Below are 13,302 nucleotides of genomic sequence, written 5' to 3'. Positions count from 1 at the left end.
GATCCTCGGCAACCCACACACCGGCTCACGCACCGCCGAGGCGGCCTACGAGAAGGCCCGCGCGGAGATCTACCGCTTCTTCCATGCATCACCCGAGGAGTACGAGATCATCTTCACCCCGAACGCCAGCGGTGCCATCCGGCTGGTCGCGGAGTCCTTCCCGTTCGAGCGGGGCTCGGAGCTCCTGCTCACCAAGGACAACCACACCTCGGTCCACGGCATCCGCGAGTTCGCGAAGTCCAAGGGCGCCTCCGTCAAGGACGCGCCGCTGACCAAGGACCTGCTCATCGTCGAGCACTCGTTGCAGCGCTCGCTCGAAAAGCTCGCGCCCGGCCATCCCCATCTCTTGGCGTTCCCGGCCCAGTCCAATGCGACGGGGGCGCGGCATGACCTGAAGTGGATCCACGTCGCGCAAGAGCGAGGAGCGATGGTCTTGTGTGACGCGGCGGCCTTCGTTCCTCAATCCGTGTTCGACTGTGGCACCCATCATCCTGACTTCGTCTCCGTGTCGTTCTACAAGATATTCGGCTACCCGACGGGAACCGGCTGTCTCATCGCGAAGCGAGAGTCCCTCCACAAGCTGACGCCGCCGTCGTTCGCGGGAGGCTCGGTCTGCTACTACTCTGGACCGTGGTCACCCACGGAGCGGTTGCTGCATCATGACCAGGGGCGACAGTTCGAGGTCGGCACACCCAACTACGCGTCATTCCACGCCATCGCGCATGGCTTCGAGTTCATCTCGAGGATTGGCATCGACACCGTTCGTCACCGAGCGGTCGCGCTGGCACGTTGGCTCGAGGCCCAACTCCAGCCCTTGAACCACGACATCAAGGCCAAGGGCCCCCTCTGTCGGGTCTACGGTCCCGCCCCAGAGACCAAGGGCGCGACCGTCATGATGAACCTGTTCGACTGCTACAACGCGGTCTTCTCGCACGCCCTCATCAAACGAGCCGCCGAGTCCTTTGGCATCACACTGCGCAATGGTTGCTTCTGCAACCTGGGGGCGGTCCAGCACGCCACCTACACGACCGCAGGCTCGGAGCATTGCGAGCTAGACAAGACACACAAGATTCTCGACTGCAAAGCTTTCGACGACGAGATCCTGAGCAAGGGGACCTGTGGGGCCATCCGCATCTCGTTCGGCCTCGGCTCGAACTTCCGGGACGCGTATCGGTTCTACCTCTTCGCCAAGTCCCTGCTGAACACCGAGACCTCGAGGCTGGAGGAGGCACTCTCGGCCTCGGAACCTCCAGAGCACGAACACGCCCCTGCGGTAGCGCGCGCATGATTCCATGAACACGTGACGCAGTTCGGTGGCGCGCGAGGAACGAAGCGCACTCAGCCCAGCGACAAGAACCAGCGCTGCTTCTCCGACGTCTCGTAACAAAGCTGCGCGAAGTCTTGTACCAGACCCGCCTGGGGGAGGTACGTCGCGATGCGCTTCCTCACGTCCGTGAGTTCGCGTTCCTTGGCGCTGGAATCCAGGAAGTAGTCCCCGAAGGCATACACCGCCGTGCATCCCGGCGCGGCGGAAAACCCGCGCTGGACCACTTCCTCGCGCACGGCCTCGGCGCAGCAAAGCATCTCGTAGGAATAGAGGCAGGCAGGAAGGTTCGAGAACTCCCACTGAAGCGGGGCTCATCTTCATCGAGTTCAGGAACATCCGGCCGAGTGGCTTGCAACCCATTGCGGTACAGGAACGCTCGCAAGAGGCGATCTGTACCGCACCGGATTGTTGAGACGCCCGGTTGGCAGTCATCAGGCAGTCAGCTTCGGCTGTATCAACTCTCACCGGGCCCGGCGGAGTTCTTCACGGATTCGAAAGCGAGGCAGCCGCACAGCCAGCGTGAATCGTCCCATCTACTTTCGAGGTCGCTTCTTGAAGATGTCCCCGATGCCCTTGCGAGCCTGGTTCACCGGATTCTCTATCGATTTCAGCAAGGGGACCTTGGGAAGCAGGTCCGGTGCAATGCCGTTCGCATTGCCAGGCTTCACCACTGGCGAACTCAACGAGCCCGTAATCGTGAGCGGGATTGTCACTGGCGACCCCACGGGAATCACGCCGTGGGTCATCGCCGAGACGAACTGCTTCGAGGCCTTGATGGTCCCCTTGAGCTCCAATCGCTCATCGAGCCCCACCCGACCATCCAACGTCCCATCGCCAAAGTCCGACTGGAACGCCATGGGCTGGGTGAACGCAACCCATCCATCCTGCACCCGGAACTGAGCGCTCAGGTCCTTCAATCGGGTGCCGTGTCCCGCCTTCGGAGCTGCCTCCTTCGTCCCCGGGTGCTCTGGAGCCGACTGCCCTTGCACCAGGACCGGAGCGACGGCCGACCCAAGGTCCGCCGTCGTCAACACCCCGTCGTGGAGTTGCACGTCCCCAGAGCCGTTGAGGGTGTTTCGCACCTCGGCCCAATCCGCTCCAGTGCCGTTGAGCTGAAGCTTGCCACTGGCCTTGCCCTGCAGCACCGGGTTCCCCGCCAGGGCCTGAAAGGCCTGCTCCGTATCCAGTCCGGTGAGGACCGCATGCAATGACCAGGCGGGCTGTTCCTTCGTCAGGTCCACCCGAGTCCCGGAGATGTCCGCCTGCCCCCCGTAGAGCGTCGCGCGGCCACGCTGGATGAAGAGCACGCCCTCATCCAGCTTTGCCTCCGCATCCACATCCGTCGCCATGAGCGTACCGTGACTGAGTTTCGCGAGCCTGAGGGTGCCGCCGACGTCCACCTTCCCGAGTTGGGCGCGCACCGAGGCAGGCAGCGCGGGGGATGACTCTTCTGTCGCGGGCTGAGGAGGCAGGGCACCGAGCAAGTGCTTCAGGTCAAGCTCCCGTCCCTGAAGCGCGAACTGCACACGCGGGGGCATCCAGTGAACCGATGCCGTGCCACTCAGCTCGAGCCCCGGACCCTTGAGAGCAATCTGCGTGAAGTTCACCGTTGTGGCCTTCGCGTTGGCCGGAACGATGTGCGAGTGGAAAGCAAACGAGCCGCTCGCGGGATCGCCACGAAGCCGCAGCGCCGTCGCTGCGCCGTGCCCTGCGAGTGAATACGCGCCGCCTTCGGTCTTGACGTCGGCGGTGACATCCACAAGTCCGCCGGTGAAATATCGGGTCGCCTTCGGAGGAAGGAAGTTCCGAAACGCGGGAACAGAGAGGCCCTTTCCGCGCAGATGCATCGTCAACGTGGGCCACGACGAACCTGGCTGGCGTTCCCCTGCGCCGAGCGACTCCACCTTGAAGTCCAGCTCCACATTCTGCTTCGGCGCCGCCAGCGCGGCTTTCATGGTGCCCTCGGGCGTCATGCCCGGCCCGAGGTTCTTCAGGTCCGCATCGATGGCCCGAAGCGCAACCGCGGCGGTCCCTCTTGCCGCCTGCTGGTCCGTCACATTCACGACGCCATTGCGGAGACGAATGCGCTCAACGACCGGCGCCTGCTCGGACTGCGTGCCAGAACGCCCGAGCGACTCATAGTTCCACCTCCCGTCCTTGCGCCGCACCAGGTTCAGCTTCGCGCCATCGAGCTCCACCCGGCCCACGCTCAGGTCCTTGCCCAGGCTCCGGAGCAGAGGCCAGACCCGAACGCTTACGCTCGCGCGTGCGGCCTCAAGGAATGGCGGCTCATTGCCTTCCCCCTCAACCCGCAGGTTTGTCATCGTCGCGCCGGGTCTCGGCAGCCAATGGGCCTCGAGCTTGTCGATGGTCACAGGCCTGCCGAAGGACTTGGTGGCGATGGCCTCGACCTGCCCGCGCAGTCGGCCAGCGATCCACGACGGCTTCAGCACCACCGCCCCGACAACCAACACCAGCACAGCGAGCACGAACCCCAGCGAAACCTTCCATCCACGATGAGGTGCGAACTTGACCTTCAATCCTCCGCCCTCCCTCCGTGAGCGTGCTGCTTGTCGGAAAGACACATCCCCCACTCCCTTCGAGAAGAATGGAGACACCACCTGGTTGCGACAACGGAGTGGGCCATGGGGCGATGGCCCGGCCCATGGCAAGGCAGCCTCGGAGAGGCCCCATGCGTTGCGTTCGCTTGCCTCCTGCCCCAGCAGCGTCCTGCCCCCATCACTCGGCCCGAGCCCCCAGGGGAAGACCCCGCGCTCGACCGGGCGCCCCCTCACCTCATCCACGCCAAGCTGAAACTCCTACGGCGCGGGGCCGGAGGGACATGGGTGGACTCCCACGCTGGAGAGGACAGCAGGCGCGGTGTCCCGGCTTTCGGCGGCCGAGCTTGAACGGGTGGCGGCATCGTCAACCTGCTCACGGAGCCAGCGCCCGCGAATGAGCGGGCGTTCGCTCATGACTTCTCGACCGAGTCCACAGCGGCTCTCTGCGCTTGCCGCGTTCTGCGCAAGGTGAGGAGTTCACGCACCACGACTTGAGCCACCGCAGCGAGCGGGACCGCAATCACCGCTCCCGCGACGCCCATGAACTCCGCGAGGAACACGATGGAGAGCAGCGTCACCAGCGGGTTCACGTGCGCGGTGCGGCGGTACACCAGCGGCCCGAGGACGTTCCCCTCCAGCTGTCCGTAGAGGACGAAGTAGACGGCCGTCGCCACGCCCTTCCACAGCCCGCCCGTCATCAGGGCCAGCAGCGTAATCATCGAGCCCACGACCAAGGGCCCGGCGTATGGGACCAGGCTCGAAGCGCCGCTCAACAACCCCAGCGGGAGGAAGAAAGGCATCCGGGTGATTGCCAGGAAGACGGTCGTCACCAATGCGTTGAGCGAGCAGATGCCCAACAGCCCCTCGAGGTATCCGCCCACGGAGCGGTAGATGTTCGCGACGATCCGCGCGTAGCGCTCCTGGCTCTCGAGCTCCAGTTCCTCCAACACGCTGTTCTTGAGGTCGGGACCGAAGACCAGGACGAAGATCGTCAAGAACAGCAGCGTCACCAGCCCGCCGAGCACACGGAGGATGCCGCCGACCGCGGAAATCACGGGATTGAGATTCATTGCCCCCGTCGCGCCTTGGCTCTCCTGGCGAAGCTGCTCCTGGACATCGAACCGGGCGTTGAGCGCCATGAAGAACCGGGTGTGTTGCACCTTCTCCCAGAGCATTGGGGCCTCGGCCACCAGCGCACGCCCTTGGCGAATCGCCGGAGGGATGACCAGGAGGCCCAGCCCTACCCCGACGGCAATCAGCCCGACGACCACGACGGCAATCGCCAGGGAGCGCCTCAGCCCTCGCCGGGTCAGCAACTTGACGGCATGGTCCAACGCAATGGCCACCATCACCGCGCCGACGGTGAGCACCAGCGAGACCGTGGTCTTCAGGATGAAATACGCCAGCGCCGTGACGGCCAGGGCCGTGAAGCACACGGTGAAGACCGTCTTGGAACTCACCTGGGAGAACTGCCGGCCCGACGGTTCACGAGAGGGCATCGCTCCGTCCTAGTCCATCAAGGGCTGCCGCCAGGGAGGGCGAGGCTACCTTTCGTCTAGGAGACAACCATGGACGGTGTGTCCCGCTGGCGAGCGGGGAAGGAAGCGTCCGGCTCGGACAGCAGCCCTGTCGAGACACGCGGAGGGGGGCCCACCAGACGGGCGCAGTGGAGGGGCGTTCTTGCGAGCCTGAGGCACGAGTGGAAGCGCAACAAGCTGAGCAACGCAGCGGCCGCCCTCACGTTCTACGGGGTCCTCGCCATCTTTCCCTTTCTGCTGTTCATCGTTGCCCTGGCGGGTCTCGTCATCCAACCCGCGCAAGTGCAAGCGATCATCGGCGCGCTGGGGCGCGAAGTGCCTCCTGCGTTCAGCCAGCTCCTCTACGCGCAACTGGCGCAACTCACCTCGATGCCCAGCAGTCGGTTGCTCACGTTCAGCGCACTGGCCTCGGTATGGTCGGCGGCGGCGGGTGTGGTGAGCCTCATCGAGGCGCTCAACACGGCCTACGGCGTGACGGAGGGCCGCCCGCGTTGGAAGGTCTATGGGATAGCGCTTGGGATGATGCTGGCGGCAGCCATCCTGGCAGTGCTCGCCGGGCTCATCACCGTGGCGGCCCCAGCCCTCGCCGCCCGGTTCGGACCGCCATGGACGACGCTCGTTGGCTGGCTGCGGCTGCCCATCGCCGCGCTCCTGATGATGATGCTCTGGGCAACCCTCTACTCCGTGCTCCCGGATGCTCGACAGCGATTCAAACTCATCACCCCTGGCTCCGTCGTTGGAGTGCTCGTCTGGCTCGCCGCTTCGCTGGGCTTCTCCTTCTATGTGTCCCACTTCAGCACCTTCGGCATCACCTATGGCGCCTTGGGGGGCATCATCGTCCTGCTCCTATGGATGTGGATCTCCTCGCTCGCGCTGGTACTGGGCGCTGAGATCAACGCCGTCCTCGCTCGGCATCCCGATGAAGCAAAGCGTTGAGCCCACCTCACGGAGCAGGCTCAACGCGGTGTGGCGGATGACTCCGGCGCGAAGCGAGACCTCAGCGACGCGAGTCGTGCACGGCCACGACCTCAAGAGGCACGGGCATGGGCGCGGCCCCCACGGCAACCCGAGTCACGGTGGCGACCAGCGCCCTCGCGGCCTCGATGCCAAAGAGCGGATTCTCCACGCCCGCCTCCAGCTCCAGCACGCCCACGAACTCCGTCGTCCCCGGCTTCCGATAGTAGGTGAACCGCACCAGCCCCTTGGGCTTGCTCTCCTTCAGCGCCGCGAAGGTCGCCGCGACCGCGCTGAGCACTTCGGGCACTCCCGCTTCTGCTGCCTTGTACTGCAACATCATGGTGGGCATATTCGTCTCCTGTGTCACTTGCGCTCGCTCGTCGCGTCACGCGTCCCAACGAGATGATGAAACGAGTCGAAAAAAGGTGACCGGTGCACAATCAGAATGAACTGGCCGAACGGTTCGACCGCTCGCGAGAGCGGCTGCACGCGATGGCAGCCCGGATGCTCGGGTCCATCGATGACGCGGAGGACGCGGTTCAAGAAACGTGGCTCAGGGCCAGCCACGCCGACAGCGGCCCCATCCTCAACCTGGTGGGCTGGCTGACGACCCTCCTCGCGCGAGTCTGCCTGGAGATGCTGCGCACGCGTCAGCGCCGAGCCCATGCGCACGCGGAGCCCAGCGAGGCGGAACCCGCGGAGGTCGCATCCGAAGCACCTCACCCCGAGGAGCAATTCGCCTGGGCCGAGTCCGTGGGGCTCGCGCTCCTCGTGGTCCTCGACCGACTTGGCCCCGCCGAGCGCGTTGCCTTCGTCCTCCACGACCTGTTTGGACTCCCCTTCGAGCAGATCGCCACCGTCGTCGAGCGCACGCCCGTCGCCACCAAGAAGCTGGCGAGTCGAGCCCGCCATCGCGTGCGGGGCGCACCCACTGTCACGGGCGATGAGCTGGCGCGGCGCTACGCCATCGTCGAGCGCTTCCTCCATGCCACCAGGGCAGGTGATGCCGAAGCGCTCCTCGCGGTGTTGGCCCCAGGAGTCGTGCGCCGCGCGGATCCCCTCGTGCTCCGAGCGGGCGCAGCCACCGAAGTACACGGAGCCCAGCGTGTCATCGACGAGACCCGGCTCCACACCGACCGAGCTCGGTTTGCCCGAGTGGCCCTCGTGGATGGAGCTCCCGGAGCAGTCATTGCGCCCGCGGGGAAGCTGCTGCTCGCCATTCGGCTCAAGTTCGACGGCGACCACATCACCGCCATCGACGTCATCGCGGATCCGCTCCGCCTGCGCGACCTGCAACTCGCGGTCATCCCTGGGCTCGGCGCCCAGAGCCATCTCGGCGAGCCCGAGGGCCTTGCGTCACCGGCAGGCATTCAGCGTCCGTCCCGCCCGCCCCTTACAACGGTGTAGCGGCGTGCGCTGACTCCCTCCGCACGGGGCCTCGCCAAAGCAGCACCAGGACTCCGGCGCCACAGCAAGCTGGCGCCGCGAGTCCGAAGCGAGATCACCAAGCGAGGCGATGGCCCTCGAAGTCAAAGAAGCCCCCTGTGTCTTCGATGCCCAAACGGGCGAGCACGCCGAGCAGCCCCGTCACCGAGACATCCACGGCCGTAGGCGCCTCACTGCCCCCCATATCTGTCCGCACCCAGCCAGGACTCAAAGCGAACGCGAGGACGCCCTCTTCCTTCAGGTCGTGCCCCAGCGAGCGAGTGGCCATGTTCAACGCCGCCTTGGACATGCGGTAGCCGTATGCACCGCCCCACGTGTTGTCGGTGATGGAGCCAAGGTTTGAGCTGAGATTGGCCACCTTCGCGCCACCGGCGGCGCGCAACTGCGGAAGCAGGGCCACCGTCACGACGAGCGCCGCCATCGCGTTCACCTGAAAGGTCCGAATCAAGTCCTCGCTGTCCAGCTCCGCCAGGGCATCCGGACGGCTTCGCACCCCCGCATTGTTGATGAGCAAGTGCACCGGGCCCGGGAGCGCCGCTGCGAAGGCCTGCACACTCGCCTCGTCGGCCACGTCGAGCGTGTGGACCTGGAGCCGGCCACTGGAGCCCCGAACGAGCGCGGCAAGCTCCGTGGCCCGCCGGGGCGCTCGCACCCCGGCATGCACCACGTCACCGCGAGCGAGGCATTGCCGCACCAGTTCGAGGCCAATGCCTCGGTTGGCGCCAGTGATGACGACGTTCATTGAGGCCTCACGCATGTCGAGAGATTGAACCCTGAAGCTCTGGTACGTCGAGGACGCCCGCCCGAAACACGCGCGTCAGCTCCACGGGACGCGCCTCATCGGAGCCGATCCAGTGGCCCTCCTCGAGCCCATCCTTGACTTCGCCACGTCCCCAGATCCGCTTCTCCGAAGCATCCTCGGTATGGCTCGGCGGCAGGTGGTACTGCCAAGGGCCCTGTCGAACTCCGTTCTCGAAGTGACCGGAGGCCAGAGGGGCTCCGGTAGCGTAGAAGAAACGAAAGAACCCCTCGGGCTTGTCCTGGCGGAACACCCCTTCTGACTTGGTTGTCCCGTTGGGCCATCTCGCCTCCGGAATCACCGCCTCGGAATACGTGGGCACGAACGCTTCATACATTCGGAGATCGGCGGCGGGATCGCTCGTCAGTCGCGGCTTGCTCTTCTTGGTGGGGTCGCCCGCCACGGGCTTCCTGTTGGCCGCGCGGCGCACCAACTCGAGCTGAGCCACGAACCAATCCTCAAAGGACCCCTCGTCTTTCTGAGGAAACACGAGGCTGTCCTCGACGCGCCACACGCGCTCGCCATGTCCGTCGTTCCGCAGACACCAACCGCCCACCTCGGAGAAGTCAGAGCCCGCGAAGAATGCGCCATTGGCGCGCCGCACCGACGTCTGAAGGAGCGCCTTGTACAGGTGCCAGGTGAAACCCGGCTCCGCGAGTCCAAGGGTCGGCTGCAAGCGCAGCGGCACGAACGCGATGCGGACTCGAGGAGCCAGAATCGACGGATACCCACAGCGCGCGACGAATGCGCGCAGCGAGGCAGGAATCAAATGCGCCCAGAGCGGATTCGGCGAGTCCTCGGCCGGCGTCCCGCGCCGAATCCAATGACCCTTGTCGTTCGCATCCAGGAACGAGGCCAGTTCTTCAAAGGCGTCAGCGGCTCGCGAAGGCGTCATCGAGAGGAGAGTATGACCCCGGTCCGGCGAGGACGAGGCCAATCCTCTCCCACCAAAACCAGCCCACACTGATTTTATGGAATTCCATGCCTCTCGCGAGGGAGGATTCCCCCATGACGGCGATCCTCACCAGTCAGTTCGCGACCCAGAAGGCACAGTTCCTCGCGGCCAACACCGTGTTGGGTGGCGACTTCGCGGGGTACAGCGTCACGAACGGTGCGGGGCAACAGCTTGCCGCGGTGAATCACGCGCCCACCCCCGCCAACCTGGGGATCAACGCCAACGTCCACTGCTTCACCGTCCAGCCGGATCACCCCCTCGTACCGGCCACCTGCTACTTCGACGTCAACGCGGGCGGCATTGCTCAGTACAAAATCAAGTTCGAGAAGAATGGCAGCCCGGGTTGGAGGCCCGCGTTCTACCTGCCCTTCAAAGAGAACCTCATCGTGGGGATGGAGCTGAGCGATCGGGCGAACTTCTTCTTCACCGCCAATCTCTCGGGGTGCAGCATCTACATCGAGCGCGACACGCTCACGAACCGGCTGCGCGTCTACCATGCCAACGGCATGCGGCTCACCCAGCACGGCGAGGACCAAGGCGCGCAGGACTACATGGACCGGCTTTACCTGGCTGCGAGTCCACCGAACTCGCAGCTCATCTCGCGGTGCGATTCCGCGCTCTACAACCGGCAGGTCCTGGTCTACCTGAACCGAAAGCGCGGCAAAGAGCACCAGAACGTCACGACGCTGGGATTCACCACGGTCTATGGCTTTCGCACGGGCCACGACCAGTGGAGCTTCTACTTCCAGACCTGCGCGCAATTCAATTACACGAAGCCCGGGCACAATCCCAGCTTTGGCACCGCGGCGTGGAATGCCCCGCTGAGCACCGTGGGCTCGCTGCTGACGTGGAACCCCTGGCCGGGAACCATCGCGCCCGTGAACAAGAACAAGCCGCTGGCTTGCATTGAGGTCTCCCGGTTCCCCGAGACCGTGCACCTCCACATGTAGCGAGCGGCGGTTCGGCGGCCCGCATCTGTCTGGAATCCAACAGTCACGCCGGACCGGGCGCATTGCAAGCCACAGCGACTGCATTTTCCGCCCCAAGGGGAATGCCTCTCCTGGGCCACGTCTTCTTTCAACGGAGCCCTATCCCTCTCAGGCGTCGGCATCGTGTACACTGGCACCTCCCCACAGGAGGTCACCACGATGCAGAAGGTGCTGCTGACGTTGTGCCTGTCATTGGGTTTGGCGGCGTGTGGTCCCCAGGCGCCCGAGGAGGCGCAGGCGCCCGAGTCCGGGAACGCCACTCAATCCTTCCCGCTGCCTTCGGGTCCCACGGCCTGTGACATGGATGGCTGCCCGGCCGGGACGTGTGCCACGAGCTCCACGAAATCGTCAGCCTGTCCAGGCGGCTACCTGTACTACTGCTCACCCATCGTCCGAGGACAGACCCCCTGCATCTGATTCGCTGTCCCTGGCACGCTCGGACGACGTTTCGACGCCGTCCGAGCCGTCCCATTCCTCACCTCAAGCACGAGCGCCCTCATAGCTGACGCGCAGCCCCTGGTGCGTCACGGTGATGATGGGTCGACCCAGCCACCCGCAGTGCTTGCAGACGCCGCTCGGCCCAGCGCCCGTGACACGCACGGACAGGTCCGCCGAACAACTGGGGCACCCTTCTGGAATCGTGTAGTCGCGCGTCGCGATGCGTGGCTCGATCATGCCTTCGACGTAACGCAGCTTCGCCGCGCCGCAAGCGCGCGCGACGAGGCCTACTGACCGTCCAAGCCATCGCCCGTGCCCTCAGGCAGCGCCCATCGAGCAGGCAGAATGAGGCGCAGGCACTCTCCGGCAATCAGCGCTCCGCCAACGCGCTCAGGTCTTCTCGTGCGCCTGCACCGCATCCATCACCCGAGCCGAGTACACCAGCGCCGCCCCGGCATTCACTGAAACCGCCACGCTGAGCGCGTCCGCCATCTCCTCGTGGGTGGCGCCGTGCTTGAGCGCTTCGGCGGTGTGCACGGTGATGCAGCCGTCGCATCGGGCCGTCACTGCCACGGCCAGCGCGATCAACTCGCGCGTCTTGGCATCCAGGCTCCCGGTCTTCGCACCCGACAGGACCTGATAACCCTTGACCGTATCCGGCGAGATTCGCCCCAACTCGCCAATGCGCCCCAACAGTTCCTTCCGATACTCGACCCAATCCAGCATGGAGTGCTCCCAGTGATGTCGCGCCGGCCAGATGCCCGCGATGCGGAGAGAACCATTGCGCGCCGAAGCGAGCCGCTGAATACTCGATTCAATCGATTTTTAGCGCGATCGTCTCAATGGATGCCCTCAGCCAATTCATCCAGCTCACCCGGCCACAAGCCAGCCTCGACCTGCGGTGCCGGTTTCAAGGCCCCATCTCTGTTCCGCATGACCAGGCCCAGGGCGGACAAGTGCTGTTCCATCTCGTGCTGGCCGGAAGCTGCTTGATGAAAACAGTCGGCCGCACAATCCCCCTCCACGCAGGTGACTTCATCCTCTTCCCGCGCGGTCACGCGCACACCCTCCAGATTCCGGCGCGTACCGCCAACGCGCCTGCCTACAAGCCTCGCGATGGGCACGACGGCATGCTGCCGCTGCGGCAGACCGGCCGAGGTGTGGCCGAGGTTGACCTGCTCTGCGGCCGCTTCGTACACGAGCCAGGCTCGACCACGCTGCTCGTGCGCACCCTGCCCGACCCACTGCATGTGTCATTGCGCGAGAGTGCCTCGTTTCCAGCGCTGCAAGCGGTCATCGAACTCATGCGCCAGGAGGCAGACGGACGAGCTCCCGGCGCACTAGCGATTGTCACGTCGCTGAGCCAGGCATTGTTGACGCTGGCGCTTCGAGTCCATGGCCAGCACCAGAATGCAGCACCCGGCACGCTGACGCTCCTGTCGGATGCGTACCTGGGCCCCTCCGTGCAGGCCATGCTCACAGCGCCTGAGCGCGCATGGACCATCGATGCGCTCGCCGACCTGGCTGCCATGTCTCGCGCCACCTACGCGCGGCATTTCAAGGCGCGCGCCAACATGACGATGTGGGAATTCCTCACGCTTGTGCGGATGACACTCGCCTGCGAACACTTGCGCCACAGTCGGGACAACGTCGGCGAGATCGGCGAGCGTGTCGGCTATCAATCCGAGGCAGCCTTTGGCAAAACGTTCAAACAGAAACTGGGGATGACTCCAGCGCAATACCGCCGAGCGCTCAACGACTCCGCTCAGCAGCCCATGCGAGCACGCCTTTCTCCGTAGCCCAGAAGCCCGACAGGTCACCGATCGACGGTTCTCTTCCCAACGAGAGCCACTCGGCCTCAAGTCCCTCGAGGATCGAGTCAGGGTCATTCAAACCAGCGCCCTGTTCGCTCGGGAATGAAGGATAAATCAAACCGTCTCTCAGCAACTCGCCAATCACTCCCAGAACGACTTCACGCAACTCATCCTCTGGCAGTGACATATTGAATCTCTCTCGAAACAGCCATACCACCTGCCAGACCCCAAGCACGTCTTCGCAACTTTCACGGAGAGACCATCTCCGCACCGCATCAAGCACTTCTGGGTTCATCGCAGTCCCACGTTACACACTCACCAGGTGGGACTCAAAATCGCCCTCACCACAATTCGGCGAAAGACGCGCTGGAACCGCAGGGAACCGGCTCTCCAGACGACACTCATGCACATTGGACTCACGGCATCTACCGCGTCGATAACTTGGCCGCTCGGGGCAAAGAAAAAGCCCAGCAACCTC

The 13,302-nt window shown here is 64.8% G+C and carries 14 protein-coding genes; 6 read left to right on the top strand and 8 right to left on the bottom strand.

The window, feature by feature from the left end; genetic code table 11:
- A partial coding sequence (locus JGU66_29120) for an aminotransferase class V-fold PLP-dependent enzyme (protein MBJ6764847.1) occupies positions 1–1,288 on the top strand: 1,288 nt, incomplete at its 5' end.
- A gap of 50 nt (positions 1,289–1,338) precedes the next feature.
- Here JGU66_29120 and JGU66_29115 read toward each other — a convergent pair.
- From JGU66_29115 to JGU66_29105, 3 genes are all read right to left on the bottom strand, one after another.
- Complete coding sequence (locus JGU66_29115; protein MBJ6764846.1) at positions 1,339–1,563, bottom strand: hypothetical protein; 225 nt, start codon at positions 1,561–1,563, stop codon at positions 1,339–1,341.
- Between the two features lie 297 nt (positions 1,564–1,860).
- Positions 1,861–3,867 (bottom strand): AsmA family protein, encoded by a 2,007-nt coding sequence (locus tag JGU66_29110; protein ID MBJ6764845.1) that lies wholly within the window; start codon positions 3,865–3,867, stop codon positions 1,861–1,863.
- A 431-nt stretch (positions 3,868–4,298) separates the two neighbouring features.
- The gene (locus JGU66_29105; GenBank protein ID MBJ6764844.1) at positions 4,299–5,387 is read right to left on the bottom strand and encodes an AI-2E family transporter; all 1,089 of its coding nucleotides are present in this window, start codon (positions 5,385–5,387) and stop codon (positions 4,299–4,301) included.
- A gap of 69 nt (positions 5,388–5,456) precedes the next feature.
- On the opposite strand from JGU66_29105, the gene JGU66_29100 reads away from it, so the two are divergent.
- On the top strand, positions 5,457–6,362 hold the full coding sequence (locus JGU66_29100) for a YihY/virulence factor BrkB family protein (GenBank protein MBJ6764843.1): 906 nt from the start codon (positions 5,457–5,459) through the stop codon (positions 6,360–6,362).
- A 61-nt stretch (positions 6,363–6,423) separates the two neighbouring features.
- Here JGU66_29100 and JGU66_29095 read toward each other — a convergent pair whose 3' ends face one another.
- Positions 6,424–6,732 (bottom strand): hypothetical protein, encoded by a 309-nt coding sequence (locus JGU66_29095; GenBank protein ID MBJ6764842.1) that lies wholly within the window; start codon positions 6,730–6,732, stop codon positions 6,424–6,426.
- An 83-nt stretch (positions 6,733–6,815) separates the two neighbouring features.
- On the opposite strand from JGU66_29095, the gene JGU66_29090 reads away from it, so the two are divergent.
- The gene (locus JGU66_29090) at positions 6,816–7,790 is read left to right on the top strand and encodes a sigma-70 family RNA polymerase sigma factor (protein ID MBJ6764841.1); all 975 of its coding nucleotides are present in this window, start codon (positions 6,816–6,818) and stop codon (positions 7,788–7,790) included.
- A 94-nt stretch (positions 7,791–7,884) separates the two neighbouring features.
- Here JGU66_29090 and JGU66_29085 read toward each other — a convergent pair whose 3' ends face one another.
- Together JGU66_29085 and JGU66_29080 are read right to left on the bottom strand one after the other, a co-directional pair.
- A complete protein-coding gene (locus tag JGU66_29085) occupies positions 7,885–8,571 on the bottom strand; it encodes an SDR family oxidoreductase (GenBank protein ID MBJ6764840.1) in 687 nt (228 codons plus the stop codon).
- 7 nt (positions 8,572–8,578) lie between these two features.
- Positions 8,579–9,565 (bottom strand): hypothetical protein, encoded by a 987-nt coding sequence (locus JGU66_29080; GenBank protein MBJ6764839.1) that lies wholly within the window; start codon positions 9,563–9,565, stop codon positions 8,579–8,581.
- Between the two features lie 71 nt (positions 9,566–9,636).
- Between JGU66_29080 and JGU66_29075 the strand changes: the two genes are divergently transcribed.
- Together JGU66_29075 and JGU66_29070 are read left to right on the top strand one after the other, a co-directional pair.
- Entirely contained in the window at positions 9,637–10,533 is an 897-nt protein-coding gene (locus JGU66_29075) for a hypothetical protein (GenBank protein MBJ6764838.1), read from the top strand.
- Positions 10,534–10,731: 198 nt separating this feature from the next.
- A complete protein-coding gene (locus JGU66_29070) occupies positions 10,732–10,989 on the top strand; it encodes a hypothetical protein (GenBank protein MBJ6764837.1) in 258 nt (85 codons plus the stop codon).
- Between the two features lie 63 nt (positions 10,990–11,052).
- On the opposite strand, the gene JGU66_29065 is transcribed toward JGU66_29070, so the two are convergent.
- Both JGU66_29065 and JGU66_29060 read right to left on the bottom strand, forming a co-directional pair.
- On the bottom strand, positions 11,053–11,247 hold the full coding sequence (locus tag JGU66_29065) for a hypothetical protein (protein ID MBJ6764836.1): 195 nt from the start codon (positions 11,245–11,247) through the stop codon (positions 11,053–11,055).
- Positions 11,248–11,400: 153 nt separating this feature from the next.
- On the bottom strand, positions 11,401–11,736 hold the full coding sequence (locus JGU66_29060) for a carboxymuconolactone decarboxylase family protein (protein ID MBJ6764835.1): 336 nt from the start codon (positions 11,734–11,736) through the stop codon (positions 11,401–11,403).
- 116 nt (positions 11,737–11,852) lie between these two features.
- Between JGU66_29060 and JGU66_29055 the strand changes: the two genes are divergently transcribed.
- Complete coding sequence (locus tag JGU66_29055; GenBank protein MBJ6764834.1) at positions 11,853–12,809, top strand: AraC family transcriptional regulator; 957 nt, start codon at positions 11,853–11,855, stop codon at positions 12,807–12,809.
- The last annotated feature ends 493 nt before the right edge of the window (positions 12,810–13,302 follow it).

It is taken from the genome of Myxococcaceae bacterium JPH2 (genome assembly GCA_016458225.1).
GTDB lineage: Bacteria > Myxococcota > Myxococcia > Myxococcales > Myxococcaceae > Citreicoccus.
Note: the sequence above shows the minus strand (reverse complement) of the source record. Positions and strands in the feature narration are given on the sequence as shown.

Coding starts and splice junctions, on each gene's coding strand:
- JGU66_29070 (MBJ6764837.1), top strand. CDS start 10,732: ATGCAGAAGGTGCTGCTGACGTTGTGCCTGTCATTGGGTTTGGCGGCG.
- JGU66_29055 (MBJ6764834.1), top strand. CDS start 11,853: ATGGATGCCCTCAGCCAATTCATCCAGCTCACCCGGCCACAAGCCAGC.
- JGU66_29100 (MBJ6764843.1), top strand. CDS start 5,457: ATGGACGGTGTGTCCCGCTGGCGAGCGGGGAAGGAAGCGTCCGGCTCG.
- JGU66_29075 (MBJ6764838.1), top strand. CDS start 9,637: ATGACGGCGATCCTCACCAGTCAGTTCGCGACCCAGAAGGCACAGTTC.
- JGU66_29060 (MBJ6764835.1), bottom strand. CDS start 11,736: ATGCTGGATTGGGTCGAGTATCGGAAGGAACTGTTGGGGCGCATTGGC.
- JGU66_29105 (MBJ6764844.1), bottom strand. CDS start 5,387: ATGCCCTCTCGTGAACCGTCGGGCCGGCAGTTCTCCCAGGTGAGTTCC.
- JGU66_29065 (MBJ6764836.1), bottom strand. CDS start 11,247: ATGATCGAGCCACGCATCGCGACGCGCGACTACACGATTCCAGAAGGG.
- JGU66_29085 (MBJ6764840.1), bottom strand. CDS start 8,571: ATGAACGTCGTCATCACTGGCGCCAACCGAGGCATTGGCCTCGAACTG.
- JGU66_29095 (MBJ6764842.1), bottom strand. CDS start 6,732: ATGCCCACCATGATGTTGCAGTACAAGGCAGCAGAAGCGGGAGTGCCC.